Source organism: Streptomyces sp. NPDC059567 (assembly GCF_042735655.1).
In the GTDB taxonomy this organism is placed as follows: domain Bacteria; phylum Actinomycetota; class Actinomycetes; order Streptomycetales; family Streptomycetaceae; genus Streptomyces.
Genome location: NZ_JBHWBS010000021.1, coordinates 1 through 25,513, shown reverse-complemented (window position 1 = coordinate 25,513; position 25,513 = coordinate 1). Strand labels below are relative to the sequence as shown.

The 25,513-nt window shown below is 70.4% G+C and carries 23 protein-coding genes; 19 read left to right on the top strand and 4 right to left on the bottom strand.

Annotated features, from left to right (window positions below; translation table 11 throughout):
* Positions 1 to 118: 118 nt before the first annotated feature.
* Both ACFVZW_RS12780 and ACFVZW_RS12775 read right to left on the bottom strand, forming a co-directional pair.
* The gene (locus ACFVZW_RS12780) at positions 119 to 1,066 is read right to left on the bottom strand and encodes a hypothetical protein (RefSeq protein WP_384520240.1); all 948 of its coding nucleotides are present in this window, start codon (positions 1,064 to 1,066) and stop codon (positions 119 to 121) included.
* Positions 1,067 to 1,371: 305 nt separating this feature from the next.
* On the bottom strand, positions 1,372 to 1,788 hold the full coding sequence (locus tag ACFVZW_RS12775) for a peptidase inhibitor family I36 protein (protein WP_384520239.1): 417 nt from the start codon (positions 1,786 to 1,788) through the stop codon (positions 1,372 to 1,374).
* A gap of 273 nt (positions 1,789 to 2,061) precedes the next feature.
* Here ACFVZW_RS12775 and ACFVZW_RS12770 point away from each other — a divergent pair, with 273 nt between their 5' ends.
* From ACFVZW_RS12770 to ACFVZW_RS12755, 4 genes are all read left to right on the top strand, one after another.
* Positions 2,062 to 2,586 (top strand): hypothetical protein, encoded by a 525-nt coding sequence (locus tag ACFVZW_RS12770; protein ID WP_384520237.1) that lies wholly within the window; start codon positions 2,062 to 2,064, stop codon positions 2,584 to 2,586.
* The gene (locus ACFVZW_RS12765; protein ID WP_384520235.1) at positions 2,579 to 4,057 is read left to right on the top strand and encodes an efflux RND transporter periplasmic adaptor subunit; all 1,479 of its coding nucleotides are present in this window, start codon (positions 2,579 to 2,581) and stop codon (positions 4,055 to 4,057) included. The genes ACFVZW_RS12770 and ACFVZW_RS12765 overlap by 8 nt, the downstream gene beginning before the upstream one ends.
* A 62-nt stretch (positions 4,058 to 4,119) precedes the next feature.
* Positions 4,120 to 4,791 carry an ABC transporter ATP-binding protein gene (locus ACFVZW_RS12760; RefSeq protein ID WP_384520343.1) on the top strand — a complete coding sequence of 224 codons (672 nt, stop codon included), beginning with the start codon at positions 4,120 to 4,122 and terminating at the stop codon, positions 4,789 to 4,791.
* A gap of 5 nt (positions 4,792 to 4,796) precedes the next feature.
* A complete protein-coding gene (locus tag ACFVZW_RS12755) occupies positions 4,797 to 6,038 on the top strand; it encodes an ABC transporter permease (RefSeq protein ID WP_384520234.1) in 1,242 nt (413 codons plus the stop codon).
* Here ACFVZW_RS12755 and ACFVZW_RS12750 read toward each other — a convergent pair.
* Entirely contained in the window at positions 5,962 to 7,005 is a 1,044-nt protein-coding gene (locus ACFVZW_RS12750; protein WP_384520232.1) for a helix-turn-helix domain-containing protein, read from the bottom strand. The genes ACFVZW_RS12755 and ACFVZW_RS12750 overlap by 77 nt on opposite strands.
* On the opposite strand from ACFVZW_RS12750, the gene ACFVZW_RS12745 reads away from it, so the two are divergent.
* Positions 6,902 to 7,954 carry an NAD(P)-dependent oxidoreductase gene (locus ACFVZW_RS12745; protein ID WP_384520230.1) on the top strand — a complete coding sequence of 351 codons (1,053 nt, stop codon included), beginning with the start codon at positions 6,902 to 6,904 and terminating at the stop codon, positions 7,952 to 7,954. The two genes, ACFVZW_RS12750 and ACFVZW_RS12745, sit on opposite strands and share 104 nt — an antisense overlap.
* Before the next feature lie 89 nt (positions 7,955 to 8,043).
* On the opposite strand, the gene ACFVZW_RS12740 is transcribed toward ACFVZW_RS12745, so the two are convergent.
* The gene (locus ACFVZW_RS12740) at positions 8,044 to 8,868 is read right to left on the bottom strand and encodes a C40 family peptidase (RefSeq protein ID WP_384520229.1); all 825 of its coding nucleotides are present in this window, start codon (positions 8,866 to 8,868) and stop codon (positions 8,044 to 8,046) included.
* Between the two features lie 660 nt (positions 8,869 to 9,528).
* Between ACFVZW_RS12740 and ACFVZW_RS12735 the strand changes: the two genes are divergently transcribed.
* The 14 genes from ACFVZW_RS12735 to nuoN all read left to right on the top strand — a co-directional run bounded on the left by ACFVZW_RS12735 (position 9,529) and on the right by nuoN (position 25,374).
* A complete protein-coding gene (locus tag ACFVZW_RS12735; protein ID WP_030494815.1) occupies positions 9,529 to 9,888 on the top strand; it encodes an NADH-quinone oxidoreductase subunit A in 360 nt (119 codons plus the stop codon).
* A gap of 17 nt (positions 9,889 to 9,905) precedes the next feature.
* Entirely contained in the window at positions 9,906 to 10,460 is a 555-nt protein-coding gene (locus ACFVZW_RS12730) for an NADH-quinone oxidoreductase subunit B family protein (protein WP_003998928.1), read from the top strand.
* Positions 10,457 to 11,188, top strand: a complete 732-nt coding sequence (locus ACFVZW_RS12725) for an NADH-quinone oxidoreductase subunit C (protein WP_384520226.1) — start codon at positions 10,457 to 10,459, stop codon at positions 11,186 to 11,188. The genes ACFVZW_RS12730 and ACFVZW_RS12725 overlap by 4 nt, the downstream gene beginning before the upstream one ends.
* The gene (locus tag ACFVZW_RS12720) at positions 11,188 to 12,510 is read left to right on the top strand and encodes an NADH-quinone oxidoreductase subunit D (RefSeq protein WP_384520224.1); all 1,323 of its coding nucleotides are present in this window, start codon (positions 11,188 to 11,190) and stop codon (positions 12,508 to 12,510) included. The genes ACFVZW_RS12725 and ACFVZW_RS12720 overlap by 1 nt, the downstream gene beginning before the upstream one ends.
* On the top strand, positions 12,507 to 13,250 hold the full coding sequence (gene nuoE, locus ACFVZW_RS12715; RefSeq protein WP_384520222.1) for an NADH-quinone oxidoreductase subunit NuoE: 744 nt from the start codon (positions 12,507 to 12,509) through the stop codon (positions 13,248 to 13,250). Before ACFVZW_RS12720 ends, nuoE begins: the two co-directional genes overlap by 4 nt.
* Positions 13,250 to 14,599 carry an NADH-quinone oxidoreductase subunit NuoF gene (gene nuoF, locus ACFVZW_RS12710; RefSeq protein WP_384520220.1) on the top strand — a complete coding sequence of 450 codons (1,350 nt, stop codon included), beginning with the start codon at positions 13,250 to 13,252 and terminating at the stop codon, positions 14,597 to 14,599. The genes nuoE and nuoF overlap by 1 nt, the downstream gene beginning before the upstream one ends.
* Positions 14,596 to 17,088 (top strand): NADH-quinone oxidoreductase subunit G, encoded by a 2,493-nt coding sequence (locus ACFVZW_RS12705; protein WP_384520218.1) that lies wholly within the window; start codon positions 14,596 to 14,598, stop codon positions 17,086 to 17,088. Before nuoF ends, ACFVZW_RS12705 begins: the two co-directional genes overlap by 4 nt.
* A 76-nt stretch (positions 17,089 to 17,164) precedes the next feature.
* Positions 17,165 to 18,550, top strand: coding sequence for an NADH-quinone oxidoreductase subunit NuoH (gene nuoH, locus ACFVZW_RS12700; protein WP_384520216.1), 1,386 nt, complete (start codon positions 17,165 to 17,167; stop codon positions 18,548 to 18,550).
* Positions 18,543 to 19,121 (top strand): NADH-quinone oxidoreductase subunit NuoI, encoded by a 579-nt coding sequence (gene nuoI, locus ACFVZW_RS12695; protein ID WP_384520214.1) that lies wholly within the window; start codon positions 18,543 to 18,545, stop codon positions 19,119 to 19,121. Before nuoH ends, nuoI begins: the two co-directional genes overlap by 8 nt.
* Positions 19,118 to 19,945, top strand: a complete 828-nt coding sequence (locus ACFVZW_RS12690; protein WP_384520212.1) for an NADH-quinone oxidoreductase subunit J — start codon at positions 19,118 to 19,120, stop codon at positions 19,943 to 19,945. The genes nuoI and ACFVZW_RS12690 overlap by 4 nt, the downstream gene beginning before the upstream one ends.
* Positions 19,942 to 20,241, top strand: a complete 300-nt coding sequence (nuoK, locus tag ACFVZW_RS12685; RefSeq protein ID WP_069927518.1) for an NADH-quinone oxidoreductase subunit NuoK — start codon at positions 19,942 to 19,944, stop codon at positions 20,239 to 20,241. Before ACFVZW_RS12690 ends, nuoK begins: the two co-directional genes overlap by 4 nt.
* 11 nt (positions 20,242 to 20,252) lie before the next feature.
* Positions 20,253 to 22,148 carry an NADH-quinone oxidoreductase subunit L gene (nuoL, locus tag ACFVZW_RS12680; RefSeq protein WP_384520210.1) on the top strand — a complete coding sequence of 632 codons (1,896 nt, stop codon included), beginning with the start codon at positions 20,253 to 20,255 and terminating at the stop codon, positions 22,146 to 22,148.
* 5 nt (positions 22,149 to 22,153) lie between these two features.
* A complete protein-coding gene (locus tag ACFVZW_RS12675) occupies positions 22,154 to 23,728 on the top strand; it encodes an NADH-quinone oxidoreductase subunit M (RefSeq protein ID WP_384520208.1) in 1,575 nt (524 codons plus the stop codon).
* A complete protein-coding gene (gene nuoN / locus ACFVZW_RS12670; RefSeq protein WP_384520206.1) occupies positions 23,725 to 25,374 on the top strand; it encodes an NADH-quinone oxidoreductase subunit NuoN in 1,650 nt (549 codons plus the stop codon). Before ACFVZW_RS12675 ends, nuoN begins: the two co-directional genes overlap by 4 nt.
* Positions 25,375 to 25,513 lie beyond the last annotated feature (139 nt).

Below are 25,513 nucleotides of genomic sequence, written 5' to 3'. Positions count from 1 at the left end.
CCCCAACGAGCCCCCCTCGCGTTACGGCTGTCCCGTCCCCCGTCCGGTCCCCCCCGGCCCCTCCGCGCCGGGTTTCCGCGGCCCCCCCCCCCCCCCCCCGGTCCGGGCGCTCTGCTGATCAGCCGTTCAGCGTGGTCGCCAGCTTCAAACGGTCTCCCAGCTCGGTCTTCGCCTGGTTCAGGGTCTCCGCGTTCTGCTCGATGTTCCGCTTCTGATAGGCGGTCTCGACCGTGTACCAGACGCCGACGAGGTTGGCTCGTTCCTTGCAGGCGACGTCCTGCTTGGCGGCGGCGACGGCCTTCGGGCCTCCGTAGGTGTCCGAGGTGATTCCGAGGTCCTCCTGGGGACTCACGGGGTCGTCCGTCTTGTACCCCTTCTCGGCCATGCAGGCCGACCACGCCTTGAACGCCTCCGCGACGCGGGAGTCCTCGCGGGCACGGGTGAAGGCGTCGGCGGTGACGTTGAAGACGAACATGATGTCGACCGCGCCCTTCTTCGGCGCGTAGAGCTTGAGGTAACTCTCCCTCGTGCAGCCCCCGACGGGCACCTTCTGCCCGTTGACGACCTTGCCGCTGTCCACCCCCTGCGCCTCCTCCCAGCTCATCGGCTGGGCCGCGCCCCCCTTGGTGTCCGGGCCGCTGAGGGCGAGCTTTCCGGTGGCCCCGAGGGAGGGAGCCGGCGCCTTGGCGGGCGGCGCGGCGCCGCCACGACTGTCGTAGCCGTAGCGAGCCGCCTTGTCGGGATCGGTGAGGCCGTACCGTGAGTCATCGGATCCGGGCCTGCGGCCCGAGTCGACCGGCTGGGGCGGCTCGTAGGAGAAGCCGTACCGTTTCATGCACTGGCTGATCAGCCGGTTCTGGGCCTTCTGGAGCTGCTGCTGCTGTTCGGGGGTGGTCTCGTACGTGTCCATCGGATACGAGAGCTCGGTCATCCGGAGCAGCTTGGGCACCGCGCCGATCTCGGGCTCGCTCTTGGGGTCGCCGCCACCGGAGTCCGGCGAGGAGCAGGCGGTGAGGAGTGCGGCGCTCAGCAGGAGGACGGAGGCGCGCGTGGCGAGTGGGCGCATGGGGCTGCTCCAGAGGAATGTGCGTGGCTACCATGGGCGAAGGCGGGGGGGGGGGGGGGGGCCGGGGGGGGCAGGCCCAGGGGCCGCGGGGAGTGGCCCGCGCCGGCGAGCGCGGCTCGGGGGTCGGGGGGTGGGGGTGTGGAGTGGAGGGGGGTGGGGTGGTGGGGGGCGTGATGTGGGTTTGGGGGCTGCCCGGGGGGGGCGGGGGGGGGCCCCCCCCCCCCCCCGCCCCCCCCCCCCACGGCTCCTGTGTCACTGCTCGCCGGCGATGCCTACAGGCTGTCCGACGGGTCGATCAGTGCTGATCAACGGGCCTTGTAGTGGTAGGCCGAGGAGATCTTGTTCTTGAAGTTCGACGTGGCGTTGCCGATGTAGCCGACGGGCAGGCTGCCCTCGACACCGCCGGCGTTGGCGTCGGTGTAGACCCACCAGACGTACGAGTCGGCGTTCCAGTAGGAGGCCGTGTTGTCGTTGGCGGACTGGCCCGCACCGGCACCCGGGCCGGGGAAGGTGTCGCCGGAGAAGTTGGTGTCCGCCGAGAACAGGTCGAACACCGCGCCGGACTGGCCGGAGTTGTAGAACAGGCCGAGCTCGCCGTTCTCCAGGTAGCCGTTCTTGCCGCTGGCCGCCGAGGCGGACCCGGCGGTGGCGAGGGCGCCCGCGCCGATGGCGGCGAGCGCGATCGCCGTGGCGGCGACGCGACGGATAGCAGTGCGCTGCATGGTGGTGCCTTTCATATCGATGGTGCTGGTGTGGTGTCTGCGACCCGAGTGGGCCGCCGCTAAAGAGCGAACAGCACCAACAGGCGCTAGTCCACTGTCCGTTGAGACAGTTACCGGCACGACTACCCGTGGCTATCCTGACGGTGCCGAGTCGCCCGCCGGGCGCCGGCCGTTCCCGCGCAGGGGCCATGACGCGACGTAGCGCAGCGCCGCGACGGCCCCTCTTCGCGCGTTCCCCCATGCATGGGAAGCCCTCCCGGAAGGACCACTCTGATGACACGCCGTATGGCCGTCGTACCTCTGCTGATCGCCGCCTTCGGGCTCGCGGGATGCGCGAGCTCAGGGGACGGCGCATCCCCGGACAAGGGCGGCGCGAGCACGCCGCCCCCGGCCGCGTCCGCCTCTCCTTCGGAGAAGACCGCGGACTGGGCCGGGTACTACGACTGCCTGGCCGCGCAGGGCCTCACGCTCCAGGACACCGGGAGCGGCGAGAAGCGCGTCGACAAGGACGCCAACAAGCCCGACGCGATCACGAAGGCGGAGGCGGCCTGCGCGAGCAAGCTGCCGGCCCAGGGACAGGCCGACCCGGCGGCGCTCGCCGAGGCGCGGAAGATCTCCGAGTGCGTGCGCAAGGAAGGCGTCACGGACTACCCGGACCCCGATCCCAAGACCGGGGAGGTGGCGCTCGACGGCGCGCTGGGCGAGAAGATCAAGGGCGACCAGAAGGTGATCGAGGCCCTGAAGAAGTGCTCCCCGGCGGCCGGCGGCACCAGCGGAGGGACGGTCGTCGGTGGCTGAGGAGACCTCGCCCGGGGCCACGCCCTCCCATGAGGCCGTCTCCGAAGGCTCCCGGCTCTCGCGCGGCCGTCTCTGGGTCGTCGGTCTGGTCGTCGGCGCGGTGCTCCTGACCGGGGGCGGGATCGTCGCCGGGACGTTCATCAAGTCGCCCTCCCAGGTCGCGGCGGACGCCGAACCGCCCCCTCCGGACGTCCTGATCGCCCGGGTCGAGAAGCGGGTCCTGGCCGAGACGGTGGTCCTGCGGGGCACCGTCGCGGCCGGCCAGACCGTGCAGGTCGCGCCGGTCGCCTCGGGCGGCGAGGGCAGCGGTGCCCCGGTCGTCACCAAGGTCCCGGTCAAGAGCGGCGACACCGTCCGGCAGGGCCAGGTCCTGTTGGAGATATCCGGCCGGCCCGTCTTCGTACTGAAGGGCGGGCTGCCGGTCTACCGGGACCTCAAGCCCGGCGCCACCGGCGACGACGTGAAGCAGCTCCAGGAGGGTCTCGCCACGCTCGGCCACGGCCGCGGAGGCGACGCCAAGGGCACCTTCGGCGAGGGGACGAAGAACGCGGTCGAGGACTTCTACGCCTCCATCGGCTACGACCCGAAGCCGGCCGTGGACGACGACGGCGCGGCCGTCGACGGCGCCAAGGCCGCGGTCACCGGAGCCGAACGGGCCGCCGAGGACGCCCGCGACGCCCTGCGGGCCAACACGGACCAGGCCCAGGACAAGACCCTGCGCAAGGCGCGCGACCGGGCCGACGCGGACCTGCGGACCGCCCGTACGGCCCTGGCCAAGGCGCGGGCCGCGGCCGGTCCGATGCTTCCGGCCGGCGAGGTCGTCTTCGTCCAGGGCTTCCCGGCACGGGTCGCGTCCGTCGCGGCGCGGCCCGGGGCGCAGGTCGACGGGACGGTGATGACCCTGTCCTCCGGGAAGCTGGTGGCGCAGGGCCACCTCCAGGACCACCAGAAGGGCATGGTCAGAGCCGGGCAGAAGGTGAAGATCCTGGAGGAGAACTCGGGCAGGGAGATCGCCGCGAAGGTCGTCTCCGTCGCCGACTCGCCCTCCCGGCAGCAGGAGCAGCAGGACGGCGCCCCGCAGAACGGGGGCGGTTCCGACGGCGACGGCAACTCGGGCGGCGGCGGAGCTTCCGGCGCGGTCGGCTATCTCTTCACCGCCCAGCCGACCGGGGAGCTGCCCTCCGAACTCGCCGGCCAGGAGGTGCGGCTGACCATCGAGGCCGCGTCCACCGACGGCAAGGCGCTGGTCGTCCCGATCACGGCGGTCTCGGCGGGATCCGACGGCAAGACCGTCGTCACCACCGTCGACGGGACGGGCAGGCAGGAGCGGATCGAGGTACGGACCGGCACGACCGGCGACGGTTTCGTGGAGGTCACCCCGCTCGCGTCCGGTGTCCTCAAGGAGGGCGACAAGGTCGTCACCGGGATCAACCCCGGCGGAGCCGCGGGCGCGTCCAAGGGCACCTCGTGAGCGGCCCGGGCCGCGACCCCGGCCCCGGTCACCGCACCGATCCCGCCCCTGCCACCCCCGTCATGGAGTTCCGTCAGGTCAGTCTCACGTACCCGGGGCCGCCGCCGGTCACCGCGCTCCGGCCGTGCGAACTCGTCGTAGAGAGGGGCGAGTTCATCACGATCGTCGGGCCCTCCGGCTCCGGCAAGTCCACCTTCCTCAATGTCGCCGGGCTGCTCGACGCGCCCACCGGCGGCACCTATCGGCTGGACGGCATCGACACCGCGGGGCTGCGCGACGGCGACCGTACGGCGCTCCGCGGCCGCCGCATCGGCTTCGTCTTCCAGTCCTTCCATCTGCTGCCCCACCGCAGCGCGACGGAGAACGTGATGCTCTCGATGGTGTACTCGGCCGTGCCGCGCGCCGAGCGCCGGGCGCGGGCCCGCGCCTCCCTGGAACGGGTCGGTCTCGGCCACCGCGTCGACGCGCTGCCCGGCCGGCTGTCGGGAGGCGAGCGCCAGCGCGTGGCCATCGCCCGCGCGCTCGCGGGGCGCCCCTCGCTGCTGCTGTGCGACGAGCCGACCGGAAACCTCGACTCGGACAACGCCGAATCCGTCCTCGGACTCCTCGGCGAACTGCACACCTCGGGCATGACGATCGTGGTCATCACCCATGACGCGGAGGTGGCGGCGCGCGGCGAGCGGACCGTGACCATCCGCGACGGGGTGCTGAGCGAGTCGGCGAGGGTGGGGTGAGCCGGATGCGCCTGCGCAGATCCGCACCGCGTGTCATCGAGCCGTCCCGGCTCACCGCCCGGGACGTGCTGTCCGAGGCCGTCGCCGGGATGCTCCAGCGCCCGGGCCGCTCGGCGCTCACCGCGCTCGGCACCGTCCTGGGCGTGGGCACCTTCGTGGCCATCCTCGGGCTGACCGCGACGACGTCCTCGCAGATCGACTCCCGGTTCGATCTGCTGACCGCCACCGAGGTCACCGTGGAGGACATCGCGCAGGAACAGAACGAGTTCGCCGATCCCGCCTTCCCGGCCGACGCGGACGCCCGGATCGAGCGGCTCGGCGGCGTCGAGCACGCCGGGGTGTACTGGACGGTCCGGCTGGAGCCCGGCACGACGGTCCGGTCCGCGCCGGTCGGCGACGGAGCGGACGGCGAGCAGATCGACGTGGTGGCCGCCTCCCCGGGCGCGCTGCACGCCGCGGTGCCGAAGCTGGCCCAGGGGCGGCTGTACGACGACTTCGCCTCGAAGAGCGGCCAGCCGGTAGTGGTGCTCGGGGCGTCCGTGGCCGCCAGGCTCGGCATCACCACGCTGGAGACGAGTCCGGCGGTCTTCATCGGCGACGAGCCCTTCACCGTCGCGGGGATCATCGACGACGTGAAGCGCCGGGCCGATGTGCTGATGTCGGTGACGGTGCCGCGGACCACCGCCGAGAAGTTGTGGGGGCCGCCTCAGCAGGGCGATGCCAAGATGCTGATCGCGACCCGGGCGGGCGCGGCCGAGCAGGTCGCGCACGAGGCGCCGGTGGCGCTGCGCCCGGACCATCCGGAGTATCTGAAGGCGATCCCGCCGCCGGACCCGAAGACGCTCCGGGCGGGCGTGACCGATGACCTCAATCAGCTCTTCCTGCTGCTGGCCGCCATCTGTCTGGTGATCGGCGCGGTCGGGATCGCCAACACCACGCTGGTGGCGGTGCTGGAACGGACCGGGGAGATCGGTCTGCGCCGGGCCCTGGGCGCGCGGGGACGCCACATCACCGTCCAGTTCCTCACGGAATCAGGCGCTTTGGGGGCGGTCGGCGGACTGGTCGGAACGGCGCTGGGCGTCTCGACGGTGATCGCCGTGGCGCTCGTACGGGACTGGACACCGGTCGTGCACTCGGCGACGGTGGCCGCGGCCCCGGCGATCGGACTGGTCACCGGGGTGATAGCCGGGCTGTATCCGGCGTGGCGGGCGTCGCGGATCGCGCCCGCGGAGGCGCTGCGTCGCTGAACCGGAACGCGCGCCGGTAGTCGGAGGGGGAGACCCCGACCGTACGGGTGAAGTGGCGCCGCAGATTGGCCGACGTGCCCAGGCCGCTGCGGTCGCCGACCAGCTCCACGGGCAGGTCGGTGGATTCGAGCAGGGTCTGGGCGCGGGCCACCCGCTGCTGCAGGAGCCACTGCAGCGGCGTGGTGCCGTACGCCTCCTGCACGCGCCGGTGGAAGGTGCGCGGGCTCATCCGGGCACGCCGGGCGAGGTCGTCGACGGTCAGCGGGTCGGCGAGGTTCTCGGTCGCCCACTGCAGGACAGGTCCCAGGCTGTCGCCGTCGCGCGGCGGCAGGGGCGCCTCGATGAACTGCGCCTGCCCGCCGGTGCGGTGGGCGGGCACGACCAGGCGCCGGGCGAGCTGCCCCGCGACCGTGGCGCCGAGGTCCTTGCGTACGAGATGCAGGCACAGGTCGAGCGCGGCGGTGGCCCCCGCGCTCGTCAACACGCTTCCCTCGTCCGTGTAGAGGACGGAGTCGTCCACGATCACCTCGGGGTGGCGGGCGGCCAGCTGCCCGGCGTGCTGCCAGTGGGCGGTGGCCCGGCGGCCGTCGAGGAGTCCGGCGGCGGCGAGCGCGAAGGCGCCCGTGCACAGGGACACCATCCGCGCACCGGACGCGGCGGCCGCGCGCAGCGCCTCGACCAGTTCGGCCGGCACCTCCTCGCCGGCCTCGACGACAGCGTCGGGCACGGACGGCACGATGACGGTGTCCGCGCCCACGAGCCCGTCGAGACCGTGGCTGGTCCGCAGGGAGAAGACCCCGGCGTCACCGGAGTCCCCGCAGAGCCGGAGCTCGTACCAGGGGTCGGCGAGGTCGGGGTGCGGGATGCCGAAGACCCCGCATGCGAGGGAGAGTTCGTACAGCTCCCACAGCGACGTTCCGATCCGCCGGTCCGGTACGACGGCGATGGCGACGACTCCCGTACTCATACCGCCGACGCTACGGCAGGAATCGTGCGGCCGTCGTCAGTCCTGCCACTGTCGGCCGGATTCCGCCGCTGCGAGCGTGGAGTCCATGAACGCACAGAACATCACGGTCATCGGTCTCGGACAGATGGGCTCCGCCCTCGCCGACGCCTTCCTCGCCGCCGGCCACCGCACCACCGTCTTCAACCGCACTCCGGAGAAGGCCGACGCCCTGGTCGCCCGCGGGGCCGTCCGCGCGGCCGGCGTCGCCGAGGCGGTCACCGCGAGCGAACTGGTCGTGGTCTGCGTCCTCGACTACGCCGCCGTACGCGAACTCCTGGTCCCCGTGGCCGAGTCGCTGCGGGGCCGGGTCCTGGTCAACCTCACCACCGGTTCGCCCGAGCAGGCCCGCGCCGAGGCGGAGTGGGCGGCGGAGCACGGCATCGGCTATCTCGACGGCGCCGTCATGACGACGCCGCCCGGGGTCGGCGACAGCGCCAGCATGATCCTTTACGCGGGTACGCCCGAGCTCCTCGCCGAGCACCGCTCGACGCTGGCCGTCCTCGGCGACCCGGTGGACCTCGGCGCGGACCCGGGCCTCGCCTCGCTCTACGACGCCGGACTCCTCGGCCTCATGTGGTCGGTCTTCGGCGGCTGGCTGCACGCCACCGCCCTCGCGGGCGCCGACGGGGTGCCTGCCCGGGACTTCACGGCGGTGGCCACCCGCTGGCTGAAGACGGTCTCCTGGTTCATGACCGGGTACGCCGAGCAGATCGACGCGGGGGAGTACCCGGGCGCGGACGCCACGATCGACGTCCAGGTGGCCGCCATCGGGCATCTGCTGCATGCGGGGGAGGCGCGCGGCATCGACAACCGGCTGCCGGAGCTGCACCTGGAGCTGATGCGGGCCGCGGTCGAGGCGGGCCACGGCGGTGACAGCTACGCCCGGATCATCGAGGCCTTCCGCAAGTAGGACTTCCAGGGCGAAACCGTAAGAAGACGGGAAAAGCCGTCACTCCCCCGAGGAGTGACGGCCTTCCGTGTTCTTCGCGATGCGGGTGATCAGAGGATCCGGACCGCGCCGGAGGGCATGTCCCAGTCCAGGGAGCGCTCGACGACACCGGTCGACGGGTTCTGCGCACCGACGTACTTGCCGCCGCCCACGTAGATCGCCACGTGGTACGAGCCGCTGCGGCTGCCCCAGTACAGGATGTCGCCCGGCTGCAGGCTGCTCAGCGAGACGGACGTGCCCATGGACGACTGGGAGCTGGAGATGCGCGGCAGGTCGACGCCGGCCTGGCGGTAGGCGGCCTGGACGAGCCCGGAGCAGTCCCAGGAGTTGGGGCCGGTGCCGCCGGAGATGTAGGCGTCGCCGACCTGGGCGCGGGCGAAGGCGACGATCGCCGCGGCGGAGCCGGTGGCCACCTGCGAGCTGCTGTCGGCGCTGGACGACGAGCCGCTGTCGGAGGACGAGGACGCGGAGAGCGAGGTGCGCGCCTGGGTGCGGGAGGCGCGCTCGCGGGCCTCGGCGCGGGCCTTCTCGGCCTTCTCGGCCTCGGCCTTGCGGTCGGCCTCCGCCTTGGCCTTCTTGGCGTCCTTGGCGGCCTTCTCGATGGCGGCGTTCTCCTGGGCCTGCAGGCTCAGGTCGAGGGCCTCCTGCTGGGAGGCCTCGGCCGACGCGGAGACGGCGCTCGCCAGGTCGATGTCGAGGGAACCGAGCGTGGGCATCTCGATGGTCTCGGTCACCGGCTCGGCATTCGCCGGCCCGGCAGCACCGGCCACCGCGATGGTGCTGAGGACGCCACCGGCAACTCCTGCCCGGAGCGCGAGCTTCGAGGCGCTGCGGCGGGGCTTCCGGTGGCTGGGTATGTGAGCGGTGTGGGACATGAGTACAACCGCTATCAGGGCTTCACGGTTCCCTTCAAGAAACGTGGGTTGCGCCACAGTTACGTTCGGAACCACATAATCCGCTTACCTGGCGCCCTTATTGACGCCGTAACGGACAATACGGGCACGACCGATCAGGGCCTTGATCACGGGTTTTCCGCGAAACGTCCGAATTGACCGCCACTTACCACCTCTTCACACCGATGGCCAAGCCCCGCTTTCTCTGGACGGGTGCGGGTGTGGTGCAGGTCACATCCGGCTCGTGAATGTGCGCACGCGTCCACTCCCGTCCGCGAGTGCCCCCGACCGGGCGACGGACGGTTGCTTTATCACCTGCGCGGCGCCCAATGCCAATTTGCTTGCATGGCCCATCCCTTGATAGAGCGCCACCCCCTCCGACCAGCGCTTTCCGGTCCGGATGTCACATCTGGTGATCACCTGGGCGCTTCGAGTGCCAAGATCACCGCTCATCCGACTTCATGATCCTTCGTCAGGTGGTGGAGATCACAAAGTCCTTGGCGTACCCCGTGTCGCAGATCACAGAGGGGCAGGCATAAGATGCGGGGCAGTCGGGCTTGTGAACTGCCTCACATGGGGGCGATCTTCCACGGCCCGACCGTGCGGTCCAACGGTCAAGGACGACTGGAAGGAGCGAGGAGCGTGAATGCGTACGCGCCCATCCTCGTGCTCGGTGCCCTGGGTGCGGGGTTTGCGATCTTCTCCGTGGTCATGGCCACGCTAATCGGCCCAAAGCGGTACAACAGGGCAAAGCTTGAGGCGTACGAGTGCGGCATCGAACCGACGCCGACGCCGGCCGGAGGTGGCCGCTTCCCCATCAAGTACTACCTGACGGCGATGCTCTTCATCGTCTTCGACATCGAGATCGTCTTCCTCTACCCCTGGGCCGTCACCTTCGACGCCCTGGGGCTTTTCGGGCTCGTGGAGATGTTGCTCTTCGTGCTCACCGTCTTCGTCGCCTACGCCTATGTGTGGCGGCGCGGCGGCCTGGAATGGGACTGAGGGGCTGAGGGGCACCTATGGGACTCGAAGAGAAGCTGCCGAGCGGCTTTCTGCTGACGACGGTCGAACAGGCCGCGGGCTGGGTGCGCAAGGCGTCCGTCTTCCCCGCGACCTTCGGCCTCGCCTGCTGCGCCATCGAGATGATGACGACCGGCGCGGGGCGGTACGACCTGGCGCGCTTCGGCATGGAGGTCTTCCGCGGATCGCCGCGCCAGGCCGACCTGATGATCGTGGCCGGCCGCGTCAGCCAGAAGATGGCGCCCGTCCTGCGGCAGGTCTACGACCAGATGCCGAACCCCAAGTGGGTCATCTCCATGGGGGTTTGCGCGTCTTCAGGCGGAATGTTCAACAATTACGCGATTGTGCAGGGCGTTGACCATATTGTCCCGGTTGACATCTATTTGCCGGGGTGCCCGCCGCGCCCGGAGATGCTGATGGACGCGATTCTCAAGCTCCACCAGAAGATCCAGACCTCCAAGCTCGGCGTGAACGCGGAGGAAGCGGCCCGCGAGGCGGAGGAAGCGGCGCTCAAGGCCCTGCCGACCATTGAGATGAAGGGTCTGCTCCGGTGAGCGACGAAACTCCGAACCCCGAGAAGGAGCTCTCCGAGCAGAACCTGCCCGGGCAGCGCGGGGAGCACGGTGAGGAGGTCCGCGTCCAGCGCGGGATGTTCGGCGCCGACAACGGCGGCGACACCTCCGGCTACAGCGGCCTCGTCCGCTCCGTACGCCTCCCCGGCGCGGCCACCCGCCCCTACGGCGGCTGGTTCGACGAGGTCGCCGACGAACTGGAGGGCGCCCTCGACGAGCAGGGCCTCCTGCCGGAGAACGCGATCGAGAAGACCGTCGTCGACCGCGACGAGCTGACCTTCCACATCGCCCGCGAGCACCTCGTCCGGGTCGCCCGCACCCTGCGCGACGACCCCGCCCTGCGCTTCGAGCTCTGTACGGGCGTCTCCGGCGTCCACTACCTCGGCGACAAGGGCCGCGAGCTGCACGCCGTGTACCACCTGCGCTCGCTCACCCACGGCCGGCTGATCCGGCTGGAGGTGTCCGCCCCGGACGCCGACCCGCACGTTCCGTCGCTCGTCGCGGTCTACCCGACCAACGACTGGCACGAGCGCGAGACGTACGACTTCTTCGGCATCGTCTTCGACGGGCACCCCGCCCTCACCCGGATCATGATGCCGGACGACTGGCAGGGCTTCCCACAGCGCAAGGACTACCCCCTCGGCGGCATCGCCGTCGAATACAAGGGCGCCCAGATCCCGGCTCCTGACCAGCGGAGGTCGTACAGCTGATGAGCACCGAACACGCCTCCGCATGCGAGACCACCGAAGGCACCGTCTACACCGTCACCGGTGGCGACTGGGAAGAGGTCGTCGAGTCCGCCGCCAAGGCAGACGACGAGCGGATCATCGTCAACATGGGTCCCCAGCACCCGTCCACGCACGGCGTGCTGCGGCTGATCCTGGAGATCGACGGCGAGACCGTCACCGAGGCCCGCTGCGGAATCGGCTACCTCCACACCGGCATCGAGAAGAACCTCGAGTTCCGGACCTGGACACAGGGCACCACCTTCGTCACGCGCATGGACTACCTCACCTCGTTCTACAACGAGACGGCGTACTGCCTGGGCGTCGAGAAGCTGCTCGGCATCACCGACCAGATCCCGGACCGCGCCAGCGTCATCCGCGTCCTGCTCATGGAGCTCAACCGGCTCTCCTCCCACCTGGTGTGCATCGCCACCGGCGGCATGGAGCTGGGCGCGACCACGATCATGATCTACGGCTTCCGGGACCGCGAGATGATCCTGGACCTGTACGAGCTGATCACCGGCCTGCGCATGAACCACGCGTTCATCCGCCCCGGCGGCCTCGCGCAGGACCTCCCGCCCGGCGCCGTCGACGCCGTGCGCGAGTTCGTGAAGACCATGAAGAAGAACCTGCCGGAGTACGACAAGCTCGCCACCGGCAACCCCATCTTCAAGGCCCGTATGCAGGACGTCGGCTACCTCGACCTCAGCGGCTGCATGGCGCTCGGCGCCACCGGACCCATCCTGCGCTCCGCGGGCCTCCCGCACGACCTGCGCAAGACGGACCCGTACTGCGGCTACGAGAACTACGAGTTCGACATCCCGACCGCCGACACCTGCGACTCCTACGGCCGCTTCCTCGTCCGCCTGGAGGAGATGCGGCAGTCGCTGCGGATCGTCGAGCAGTGCCTCGACCGGCTGGAGCCCGGCCCGGTCATGGTCGGCGACAAGAAGATCGCCTGGCCCGCGCAGCTCGCGCTCGGCCCGGACGGACTCGGCAACTCCCTCGACCACATCAAGAAGATCATGGGCACCTCCATGGAGGCCCTGATCCACCACTTCAAGCTGGTCACCGAGGGCTTCCGGGTCCCCGCCGGACAGGCGTACGCGGCCGTCGAATCGCCCAAGGGCGAGCTCGGCGTGCACGTCGTCTCCGACGGCGGCACCCGCCCCTACCGGGTCCACTTCCGCGACCCGTCCTTCACCAACCTGCAGGCCATGGCGGCGATGTGCGAGGGCGGCCAGGTCGCCGACGTCATCGTCGCCGTCGCGTCCATCGACCCCGTGATGGGAGGCGTCGACCGATGACGGACGGACAGACCAGTCTCGGGATGCCCCAGCTCCCCGCCCCCGACTACCCGGCCGAGGTACGCGCCCGGCTGGAGGCGGACGCCAAGGAGATCATCGCCCGCTACCCGGGGTCCCGCTCCGCGCTCCTGCCGCTGCTGCACCTCGTGCAGTCGGAGGAGGGCCATGTGACCCGTACCGGCATGAAGTTCTGCGCCGAGATCCTCGGCCTGACCACCGCCGAGGTCACCGCGGTCGCCACCTTCTACACGATGTACCGCCGCAAGCCCTCCGGCGACTACCAGGTCGGGGTCTGCACCAACACGCTCTGCGCGGTCATGGGCGGCGACGCCATCTTCGAGGAGCTCAAGGAGCACCTCGGCGTCGGCAACAACGAGACGACCGAGGACGGCAAGGTCACGCTGGAGCACATCGAGTGCAACGCGGCCTGCGACTTCGCGCCCGTCGTGATGGTCAACTGGGAGTTCTTCGACAACCAGACGCCCGCGTCGGCCAAGAGGATCGTCGACGACCTGCGGGCCGGCCGTCCGGTCGAGCCGACGCGGGGCGCGCCGCTGTGCACGTACAAGGAGACCGCGCGCATCCTGGCCGGCTTCCCCGACGAGCGCGAGGGGGCCGTCGAGGCCACCGGAGGGGCCGGCCCGGCCTCGCTCGTCGGGCTGCGGCTGGCCAAGGGCGAGACCCCGCACCACAAGATCGTCCACCCGCGCGGCGAATCGGCCAGTGGGGAGGGGGAGTGATGACCTTGGCAGCCGAGATCAACAACAGCAGCCCCGAGAAGCTTCTGGCGCCGGTCCTCTCGGCGTTCTGGGACCAGCCCGACTCCTGGACCCTGGAGACGTACAAGAGGCACGAGGGGTACGAGGGTCTGAGGAAGGCCCTCGCGATGACGCCCGACGACCTCATCGCGTACGTCAAGGACTCCGGTCTGCGCGGCCGCGGCGGCGCGGGCTTCCCCACCGGGATGAAGTGGCAGTTCATCCCGCAGGGCGACGGCAAGCCGCACTACCTCGTTGTCAACGCCGACGAGTCCGAGCCGGGCACCTGCAAGGACATCCCGCTCCTCTTCGCCAACCCGCACTCCCTCATCGAGGGAATGATCATCGCCTGCTACGCGATCCGCTCCGAGCATGCGTTCATCTATCTGCGCGGCGAGGTCGTGCCCGTCCTGCGCCGCCTGCACGAGGCGGTGCGCGAGGCGTACGACGCCGGCCTCCTCGGCCGGGACATCCTCGGCAGCGGCCTGAACCTCGACATCACCGTGCACGCGGGCGCCGGCGCGTACATCTGCGGCGAGGAGACCGCCCTGCTCGACTCGCTCGAAGGGCGGCGCGGCCAGCCCCGGCTGCGTCCCCCCTTCCCCGCGGTCGCCGGTCTGTACGCCTGCCCCACCGTGGTGAACAACGTCGAGTCCATCGCCTCCGTTCCCGCGATCCTCAACCGGGGCAAGGACTGGTTCAAGTCGATGGGCAGCGAGAAGTCCCCGGGCTTCACGCTCTACTCGCTCAGCGGGCACGTCACCACACCGGGCCAGTACGAGGCCCCGCTCGGGATCACGCTGCGCCAGCTCCTCGACATGAGCGGCGGGATGCGGGCGGGCCACCGGCTGAAGTTCTGGACCCCGGGCGGCTCCTCCACCCCGATGTTCACCGACGAGCACCTCGACGTCCCACTCGACTACGAGGGCGTGGGCGCGGCCGGCTCGATGCTCGGCACCAAGGCGCTCCAGTGCTTCGACGAGACCACCTGCGTGGTCCGCGCGGTGACCCGGTGGACGGAGTTCTACGCGCACGAGTCCTGCGGCAAGTGCACGCCCTGCCGCGAAGGCACGTACTGGCTCGTGCAGTTGCTCCGTGACATCGAGGCCGGCAAGGGCGTGATGTCCGACCTCGACAAGCTCAACGACATCGCCGACAACATCAACGGCAAGTCGTTCTGCGCGCTGGGCGACGGCGCCGCCTCCCCGATCTTCTCCTCCCTGAAGTACTTCCGTGAGGAGTACGAGCAGCACATCACCGGCCGGGGCTGCCCCTTCGACCCGGCCAAGTCGACCGCCTGGGCGGACAACCACAAGGAGGTGACGGCATGACGGTCACCACGGCCGGCCCCGCCGGCGGCGGCTCCCCGGCGGTACCGCCCGAGGACCTGGTCACGCTGACCATCGACGGCGCCGAGATCTCCGTCCCCAAGGGGACCCTGGTCATCCGCGCCGCCGAGCAGCTCGGCATCGAGATCCCGCGGTTCTGCGACCACCCGCTCCTCGACCCGGCCGGCGCCTGCCGGCAGTGCATCGTCGAGGTCGAGGGCCAGCGCAAGCCGATGGCCTCCTGCACGATCACCTGCACCGACGGCATGGTGGTGAAGTCCCAGCTGACCTCGCCGGTCGCCGAGAAGGCCCAGCACGGTGTGATGGAGCTGCTGCTCATCAACCACCCGCTGGACTGCCCGGTCTGCGACAAGGGCGGCGAGTGCCCGCTGCAGAACCAGGCGATGTCCCACGGGCAGTCCGAGTCCCGCTTCGAGGGCCACAAGCGGACCTTCGAGAAGCCGGTGCCGATCTCCACGCAGGTGCTGCTCGACCGCGAGCGGTGCGTGCTCTGCGCGCGCTGCACCCGGTTCTCCAACCAGGTCGCCGGCGACCCGATGATCGAGCTGCTCGAGCGCGGCGCGCTCCAGCAGGTCGGCACCGGCGAGGGCGACCCGTTCGAGTCGTACTTCTCCGGGAACACCATCCAGATCTGCCCGGTCGGCGCGCTGACCTCGGCCGCGTACCGGTTCCGCTCCCGCCCCTTCGACCTGGTGTCGTCGCCATCGGTGTGCGAGCACTGCGCGGGCGGCTGCGCCACGCGTACGGACCACCGGCGCGGCAAGGTCATGCGGCGGCTCGCCGCCGAGGACCCGGAGGTCAACGAGGAGTGGGTGTGCGACAAGGGGCGGTTCGCCTTCCGGTACGCGCAGCAGCGCGACCGGCTGACGACCCCGCTCGTACGGAACCCCGAGACCGGTGAGCTGGAGGCCGCCTCCTGGCCCGAGGCCCTGGAAGCGGCGGCCCGCGGGCTCGTGCGCGGCCGCACCGGAGTCCTGGCCGGCGGGCGACTGACCGTCGAGGACTCCTACGCGTACGCCAAGTTCGCCCGGGTCGCCCTCGACACCAACGACGTCGACTTCCGGGCCCGCGTCCACTCCAGCGAGGAGGCCGACTTCCTGGCCTCCACCGTCGCCGGGCGCGGACGCGACCTGGACGGCTCGGGGGTCACGTACACCTCCCTCGAAGCCGCCCCCGCGGTGCTGCTCGTCGGCTTCGAGTCCGAGGAGGAGGCCCCCGGCGTCTTCCTGCGGCTCCGCAAGGCCTGGCGCAAGAGCGGCCAGAAGACGTACGCGCTGGCCTCGCACGCCACCCGCGGCCTGGTGAAGGCGGGCGGCACGCTCCTTCCGGCCGCGCCCGGCACCGAGACCGAGTGGCTGGACGCCCTCACCTCCCGGGTCGGCCTCGACGAGGCCGGCACGCACGCGGCCGAGGCGCTGCGGAAGGACGGTGCGGTCATCGTCGTCGGCGAGCGGCTCGCCGCCGTGCCCGGCGGACTGACCGCGGCCGTACGGACGGCGACGGCGACCGGCGCGAAGCTCGTGTGGATCCCGCGCCGGGCCGGCGAGCGCGGCGCGCTCGAAGCCGGCGCCATCCCGACGCTGCTGCCCGGCGGCCGTCCCACGACCGACCCACGCGCGCGTGAGGAGGTCGCGGCCGCCTGGGGCGTACGCGAACTCCCGCACGGCTACGGACGCGACACCGGCCAGATCGTCGAGGCCGCGGCCACCGGCGAACTGGGCGCGCTGCTCGTCGGCGGCGTCGAGGTCCGCGACCTGCCCGACCCGGCACGCGCGCGTGAGGCGCTCGACGCGGCCTTCGTGGTCTCCCTGGAGCTTCGGCCCAGCGAGGTCACCGAGCGGGCGGACGTCGTCCTGCCGGTCGCCGCGGTCGCCGAGAAGCCCGGCACCTTCCTCAACTGGGAAGGCAGGGCACGGCTCTTCGAGGCCGCGCTGAAGCCCGAGCAGATGACCCGGACGCTGCCGCCGGCGGACGCGCGCGTGCTGCACATGCTCGCCGACGCCCTCGACGCGCACCTGGCCCTGCCCGACCTGCGCGCGATCCGCCGGGAGCTGGACCGGCTCGGCGGCTGGGACGGCGAGCGGGCCTCCGAGCCCGTCGAGCCCGCACAGGCCGCGCCCCGGCCGGGCGAGGGCGAGGCCGTCCTCGCCGGACACCGGCTCCTGCTCGACCTGGGCCGCCTCCAGGAGGGCGACTCGGCCCTGGCCGGCACCCGCCACGCGGCCGTCGCCCGGCTCTCGGCCACCACGGCCGCCGAGACCGGCGTCAAGGACGGCGACCTCCTCGCCGTCACCGGCCCGGCCGGCTCGACCCGACTCCCGCTCCAGGTCACCGAGATGCCCGACCGTGTGGTCTGGCTCCCGCTGAACTCCACGGCGGGCGGCGTCCTCTCCGACACCGGCGCCCACCCGGGCGACCTGGTCCGCATCGGCGCGGCGGGCGCCGCTGACGCGGCGGAGGTCCGGTCATGACCGGCGTCCTCGACCGCCGTACCCACGTCGTCCGGCCGGGCGAAGCCCTGGCCGCCCCCGCACGGGAGGTGCGCGCATGACCGCCCTCGCTCAACTCGCGGACGCACAGCGCAGCGTCCTCGCCGCTGAAGACCTCTCCATGTTCGGGACCGACCCCTGGTGGCTCGTCGCGATCAAGGCCGTCTTCTGCTTCGCCTTCCTGATGATCACCGTGCTGTTCTCCATCGTGTGGGAGCGCAAGGTCGTCGCCTGGATGCAGCTGCGCGTCGGGCCCAACCGGCACGGACCCTGGGGTCTCCTCCAGTCCCTCGCGGACGGCATCAAGCTGATGCTCAAGGAGGACGTCGTCGTCAAGCGCGCCGACAAGGTCGTCTACATCCTCGCGCCGATCATCGCCGCCGCCCCCGCGTTCATGGCCATCGCCGTGATCCCGTTCGGTCCGGCCGGCAACGAGGTCTCGATCTTCGGCCACCGCACCTCGATGCAGCTCACCGACCTGCCGATCGCCATGCTGTACGTGCTGGCCATCGCCTCGGTCGGCATCTACGGCATCGTGCTCGCCGGCTGGTCCTCCGGCTCGACGTACCCGCTCCTCGGCGGCCTGCGCTCCTGCGCGCAGATGATCTCCTACGAGATCGCCATGGGCGCCGCGTTCGCCTCCGTCTTCCTCTACTCCGGGTCGATGTCGACCTCGGCGATCGTCGAGGCGCAGGCGGACCGCTGGTTCATCATCCTGCTGCCGGTCTCGTTCATCATCTACGTCGTCACGATGGTCGGCGAGACCAACCGCGCCCCGTTCGACATGCCGGAGTCCGAGGGCGACCTCGTCGGTGGCTTCAACACCGAGTACTCCTCCATCAAGTTCGCGATGTTCATGCTCGCCGAGTACGTGAACATGGTGACGGTCTCCGCCGTCTCCGTGACGCTCTTCCTCGGCGGCTGGCGCGCCCCGTACCCGATCTCCACCTTCTGGGAGGGCGCGAACCACGGCTGGTGGCCGATGCTCTGGTTCGTCCTCAAGGTGCAGCTGCTGCTCTTCTTCTTCATCTGGCTCCGCGGCACCCTGCCCCGCGTCCGCTACGACCAGCTGATGAAGCTCGGCTGGAAGGTCCTCATCCCGGTCTCGGTGCTCTGGCTGATGCTGGTCGCCACCGTCCGCGCCCTGCGCAACGAGAACGTCGGCTTCCAGAACATCGTGCTGTACGTCGCCGGCGCCGTCATCGCCGTCCTCCTCCTCTCCTTCGTCGCGGACATGTTCCGCGACAGGAGGGCCAAGGCCGCCGAGGTCGAGGACGAGCGCCCCTTCGATCCGATGGCCGGCGGCTTCCCCGTACCGCCCAAGCCCGGACAGTCCCTGCCGCCCGTACCCCGGCGCAGGCCCCGGCACGACCGGGACCTCGTTGTCAGTGGTGGCCCCGATACTGCTACTGCGAGTGAGGGAAAGGAGACGGACGGTGTCTGATTTCCAGAATCCGGTGGCCGGCTTCGGCGTGACCTTCAAGGCCATGTTCAAGAAGCGGCTGACCGAGCAGTACCCGGAGCAGCAGAAGACGACCGCTCCGCGCTTCCACGGCCGGCACCAGCTCAACCGCCACCCCGACGGCCTCGAGAAGTGCGTCGGCTGCGAGCTCTGCGCCTGGGCCTGCCCCGCGGACGCCATCTACGTGGAGGGCGCGGACAACACCGACGAGGAGCGCTACTCCCCGGGTGAGCGGTACGGCGTCGTCTACCAGATCAACTACGCCCGCTGCATCCTGTGCGGGCTGTGCATCGAGGCATGCCCCACGCGGGCGCTGACGATGACCAACGAGTTCGAACTGGCCGACTCCTCCCGCGAGAACCTGATCTACACCAAGGAGCAGCTCCTCGCGGGCCTGGAGGAGGGCATGGTCGACTCCCCGCACGCCATCCACCCGGGGATGACCGAGCAGGACTACTACCGGGGCCTGGTCACGGAGGCCGCGCCGGGCACGGTCCGTCAGGTCGCCACCTCCAAGGGGGAGAAGGGCGAACCGGAAGAGGTGGACGCATGAGCACCACCCTTGCCGCCTACACGACGTCGAGCGGCGAAGCGTTCCAGTTCTGGGTCCTCGGTACCGTCGCCGTCATCGGCGCCCTGTGCACGGTCCTGATGAGGAAGGCCATGCACAGCGCGCTCTGTCTGGCCGGCACGATGATCGTCCTGGCGGTCTTCTACCTCGCCAACGGCGCGTACTTCCTCGGCATCGTCCAGATCGTCGTCTACACCGGCGCGATCATGATGCTGTTCCTCTTCATCGTCATGCTGGTCGGTGTCACGGCCGCGGACTCGTTGAAGGAGACCATCAAGGGGCAGCGCTGGTGGGCCGCGGCCTGCGGGCTCGGCTTCGGCATCCTGCTGATCGCCGGCATCGGCCAGGCCGCCCTGGCCGAGTTCAACGGACTCGGCGCGGCCAACAGCGCCTACGGCGGAAACGTGGAGGGCCTCGCCGCCCTCATCTTCACCAAGTACGTCTTCGCCTTCGAGATCACCGGCGCCCTGCTCATCACGGCGGCCGTCGGCGCGATGGTGCTCACCCACCGCGAGCGCACCGAACGGGCCCGCACCCAGCGGGAGCTGTCCGAGCAGCGCGTCCGCGAGGGCACGCACGTGCCGCCGCTGCCCGCGCCGGGTGTCTACGCCCGGCACAACGCGGTGGACATCCCCGGTCTGCTGCCCGACGGCACCCCCGCCGAGCTGACCGTGATGCAGACGCTGCGCAAGCGCGGCCAGATCCGCGATGTGTCCACCGAGGCACTGGCCGACCTCAAGGCGCTGGAGCAGCGCTCCGAGGAGCGGCTCGGCCGGGACCGGGACGAAGAGGAGGCCTCGCGGTGAACCCCGTCAACTATCTCTATCTCGCCGCCCTGTTGTTCACCATCGGTGCGGCCGGGGTGCTGATCCGGCGCAACGCGATCGTCGTCTTCATGTGCGTGGAGCTGATGCTCAACGCCTGCAACCTCGCGTTCGTCGCCTTCTCCCGGATGCACGGCAACCTCGACGGCCAGATCATCGCCTTCTTCACGATGGTCGTCGCCGCCGCGGAGGTCGTGGTCGGGCTCGCGATCATCGTGTCGCTGTTCCGTTCCCGCCACTCGGCCTCGGTCGACGACGCCAGCCTGATGAAGCTGTGAGGGGCTGAATCGTGGAGAACCTGATTGCGCTGCTCATCGCGGCGCCCCTGCTGGGAGCGGTCGTCCTGCTGTGCGGCGGGCGGCGCCTGGACAAGGCAGGGCCCCTGCTCGGCACCGTGCTCGCGGCCGCCTCCTTCGTCATCGGCGCCGTGCTCTTCGCCGACATGCTCGGCAAGAGCGCGGACGACCGGGCCATGTTCCAGCACCTGTACACCTGGATCCCCGTCGAGGGCTTCCAGGCGGAGATGGCCTTCCAGCTCGACCAGCTGTCGATGACGTTCGTGCTGCTGATCACCGGTGTGGGCTCGCTGATCCACGTGTACTCGATCGGGTACATGGAGCACGACGAGCGCAAGCGCCGCTTCTTCGGTTATCTGAACCTGTTCCTCGCCGCGATGCTGCTCCTCGTCCTCGCCGACAACTACCTGCTGCTGTACTTCGGCTGGGAGGGCGTCGGCCTCGCCTCGTACCTCCTGATCGGCTTCTGGCAGCACAAGCCCAGCGCGGCCACCGCCGCGAAGAAGGCCTTCCTGGTCAACCGGGTCGGCGACATGGGCCTGTCGATCGCCATCATGATCATGTTCACCACCTTCGGGACCTTCGCCTTCGGGCCGGTCCTGGAGGCGACCGGCGAGACGAGCGAGGGCACGCTGACGGCGATCGCCCTGATGCTGCTCCTGGCGGCCTGCGGCAAGTCGGCCCAGGTGCCGCTGCAGTCCTGGCTCGGGGACGCGATGGAGGGCCCGACGCCGGTCTCGGCCCTCATCCACGCGGCCACGATGGTCACCGCCGGTGTCTACCTCATCGTCCGCTCCGCCGACATCTTCAACGCCGCTCCGGACGCCCAGCTCGTGGTCGTCGTCGTCGGCGCGGTCACGCTCCTCTTCGGTGCGATCGTCGGTTGCGCGAAGGACGACATCAAGAAGGCGCTGGCCGGCTCGACGATGTCGCAGATCGGCTACATGATCCTGGCGGCGGGCCTCGGCCCCATCGGCTACGTCTTCGCGATCATGCACCTGGTCACGCACGGCTTCTTCAAGGCCGGGCTGTTCCTCGGCGCCGGTTCGGTCATGCACGGCATGAACGACGAGGTCGACATGCGCCGTTACGGCGGCCTGCGGAAGTACATGCCGATCACCTTCGTCACCTTCGGCCTCGGCTATCTCGCGATCATCGGCTTCCCTGGCCTGTCCGGCTTCTTCTCCAAGGACAAGATCATCGAGGCGGCCTTCGCCAAGGGCGGCACCGAGGGCTGGATCCTCGGCGCGGTCACCCTGCTCGGCGCGGCCATCACGGCGTACTACATGACCCGCGTGATGCTGATGACCTTCTTCGGCGAGAAGCGCTGGCAGCCCGACGAGAAGGGCGAGCTGCCGCACCCGCACGAGTCCCCGAAGTCGATGACCGTCCCGATGATCCTGCTGGCCGTCGGCTCCGTGGCCGCGGGTGGCTTCTTCTCCATCGGTGACCGGTTCATCAGCTGGCTGGAGCCGGTGACCTCGTTCGAGCACGGGCACCCGCCGATCAGTGCCGGAGTCATCACCTCCGCCACGGTCGCCGTCATGGTCATCGGCGTCGGGATCGCCTACCTCCAGTACGGACGCAGGCCCGTCCCGGTCACCGCGCCGCGCGGCTCGCTGCTCACCCGGGCCGCCCGCCGCGACCTGCTCCAGGACGACTTCAACCACGCCGTGTTCGTGACGGGCGGCACGCACCTCACCCGCTCGCTCGTCTACGTCGACCACACCCTGGTCGACGGGGTGGTCAACGGCACGGCGGCCTCCGTCGGCGGCCTGTCCGGCCGGCTGCGCAAGCTGCAGAACGGCTACGCCCGCACGTATGCGGTCTCCATGTTCGGAGGTACTGCGGTGCTGATCGCCGCGACCCTGCTGATGAGGGCGGTGTAACGCTCATGTCCTTCCCTCTTCTGACGGTGACGGCAGCGGTGCCGGCGGTCGGTGCGATCCTCACCGCCGCCGTCCCCGCCGCACGCCGCACCGCGGCGAAGTGGCTGGCGCTCGTGATCTCTCTGGTCACGCTCGTCCTCGCCGCGGTCGTCATGGTGCGCTTCGAGCCCGGCGGCGACCGCTACCAGCTCGTCGAATCCCACTCCTGGATCAAGGACTTCGGGGTCCGCTACGAACTGGGCGTGGACGGCATCGGGGTGGCGCTGATCGCGCTCACCGCGCTGCTGATCCCCTTCGTCATCCTGGCCGGCTGGCACGACGCCGACCCCCTGGAGACGAAGAGCAGCCGCTGGCGGCCGACCCAGGGCTTCTTCGCCCTGATCCTGATGGTCGAGGCGATGGTGATCCTCTCCTTCGAGGCCACCGACGTCTTCCTCTTCTACATCCTGTTCGAAGCCATGCTCATCCCGATGTACTTCCTCATCGGCGGCTTCGGCGACCGGGCGCACGCCGGCTCGGACGAGAACGCGGCGGCCCAGCGTTCGTACGCGGCGGTCAAGTTCCTGCTGTACAACCTGGTCGGCGGACTGATCATGCTGGCCGCCGTCATCGGCCTGTACGTCGTCGCCGGGAACTTCTCCCTCACGGAGATCGCCGAGGCGCGGGCGTCCGGGCAGCTGGAGATGGCGACCAACACCGAACGGCTGCTGTTCCTCGGCTTCTTCTTCGCCTTCGCGGTGAAGGCGCCGCTGTGGCCGCTGCACACCTGGCTGCCGAACGCGATGGGGGAGGCGACCGCTCCGGTCGCCGTGCTCATCACCGCGGTCGTCGACAAGGTCGGCACGTTCGCGATGCTCCGCTTCTGCCTCCAGCTCTTCCCCGAGGCGTCGAAGTGGGCGACCCCGGTGATCATCGCGCTCGCGCTGGTCAGCATCGTCTACGGGGCGCTGCTCGCGGTCGGCCAGCGGGACATCAAGCGCCTGGTCGCCTATGCCTCGATCTCGCACTTCGGCTTCATCATCATGGGCATCTTCGCGATGACCAGCCAGGGCCAGAGCGGTGCGACGCTCTACATGGTCAACCACGGCATCTCGACCGCCGCGCTGATGCTGGTCGCCGGCTTCCTGATCTCCCGGCGCGGCTCGCGGCTCATCGCCGACTACGGCGGTGTGCAGAAGGTCGCCCCGGTGCTCGCCGGCACCTTCCTGATCGGCGGTCTGGCCACCCTCTCGCTGCCGGGCCTCGCGCCCTTCGTGAGTGAATTCCTGGTCCTGGTCGGCACGTTCGCCCGGTACCCGGTGGCGGGCATCATCGCCACCACCGGCATCGTCCTCGCCGCGCTCTACACCCTCGTCCTGTACCAGCGGACGATGACGGGCCCGGTGAAGACGGAGGAGGTCCGCACCATGCCGGACCTGCGGGTGCGGGAACTGGTCGTGGTCGCCCCGTTGATCGCCCTGCTGATCTTCCTCGGGGTGTTCCCGAAGCCGCTGACGGACATCGTCAACCCGGCCGTCAGCCACACCATGTCCGACGTCCAGCAAAAGGACCCCCAGCCCGAAGTGGAGGCGGCCAAGTGAGTGCGTCGGCTGTCCACAGCCTGTGGACGACGGCTGCCGAGCCGTTGAACAAGATCCCGGCACCCCACATCGAGTACGTCCAGCTCTCGCCCGTACTCATCGTGGTCGGCGCCGCGGTCCTCAGCGTCCTGGTCGAGGCCTTCGTGCCCCGCAAGGGCCGCTACCAGAGCCAGGTGTTCCTCAGCGTCCTGGCGCTCGTGGCCGCCTTCGCCGCGATCGTCGGCCTCGCCGCCGGGGGCTACGGCTCCACGAAGGCCCACATCGCGGCCATGGGAGCCATCGCCGTCGACGGCCCGGCGCTCTTCCTGCAGGGCACCATTCTGCTGGCCTCGATCGTCGCGGTCTTCACCTTCGCCGAGCGCCGGCTCGACCCGGCCGACCACGGCCACAAGGTCGACTCCTTCGCCGCCGAGGCCGCCGCCGTCCCGGGCAGCGAGCAGGAGAAGGCCGCGACCAAGGCCGGGTTCACCACCACCGAGGTGTTCCCGCTGGCGCTGTTCGCCATCGCCGGCATGTTGGTCTTCCCCGCCGCCAACGACCTCCTGACGCTCTTCGTCGCCCTGGAGGTCTTCTCCCTGCCGCTGTACCTGCTCTGCGCCGTCGCCCGCCGCAAGCGGCTGATGTCGCAGGAGGCGGCGGTCAAGTACTTCCTGCTCGGCGCCTTCTCCTCGGCGTTCCTGCTCTTCGGGATCGCCCTGCTCTACGGCTACGCGGGCTCCGTCTCGTACGCCACCATCGCCGACGTCGTCGACGGCTCGGTCACCTCGATGAACCCGGCGCTCGCCGGCACCATGGGCAACGACGTCCTGCTGCTCATCGGCTTCGCCCTGGTCCTGACGGGGCTGCTCTTCAAGGTCGGCGCCGTGCCGTTCCACATGTGGACCCCGGACGTCTACCAGGGCGCGCCGACCCCCGTCACCGGCTTCATGGCTGCCGCGACGAAGGTCGCCGCGTTCGGCGCGCTGCTGCGTCTGCTGTACGTGGTGCTGCCGGGGCTCACCTGGGACTGGCGGCCGGTCATGTGGGGCGTCGCCATCGTCACCATGCTGGGCGGCGCGATCGTCGCGATCACCCAGACCGACATCAAGCGGCTGCTCGCGTACTCCTCCATCGCGCACGCGGGCTTCCTGCTGGCCGGTGTCATCGCCGCGACGCCCACCGGCATCTCCTCGGTGCTGTTCTACCTGGGCGCGTACTCCTTCGTGACGATCGGCGCCTTCGCGGTCGTCACGCTGGTACGGGACGCGGGCGGCGAGGCGACGCACCTGTCCAAGTGGGCGGGCCTGGGCCGCCGTTCGCCGCTCGTGGCCGCGGTCTTCGCGGTCTTCCTGCTCGCCTTCGCCGGCATTCCGCTGACCTCCGGATTCTCCGGCAAGTTCGCGGTCTTCACGGCGGCGGCGGAGGGCGGCGCGGGCGCGCTGGTCGTCGTCGGTGTCGTCTCGTCGGCGATCGCGGCGTTCTTCTACATCCGGGTGATCGTGCTGATGTTCTTCAGCGAGCCGAAGGCGGACGGCCCCACGGTCGCCGTGCCCTCGGGCTTCACGGCCGCCACGATCACGGTCGGCGTCGCCGTGACGCTGGTGCTCGGCCTCGCGCCGCAGTACTTCCTGGACCTGGCGGGCCAGGCGAGCGTGTTCGTGCGGTAGTCCGGTCCGACGCCCTGGGGGGGCGGGGCGCCCGCCCCCGCGGGGGCGGGGGCCCCCCGCGCCGGGGGGGGGGGCGGGGTGTCGCCGGTCTCAACTGCGCGGGGGGGGAGACAGAGCTTTTTAGCGTCGCCCCCCCCCC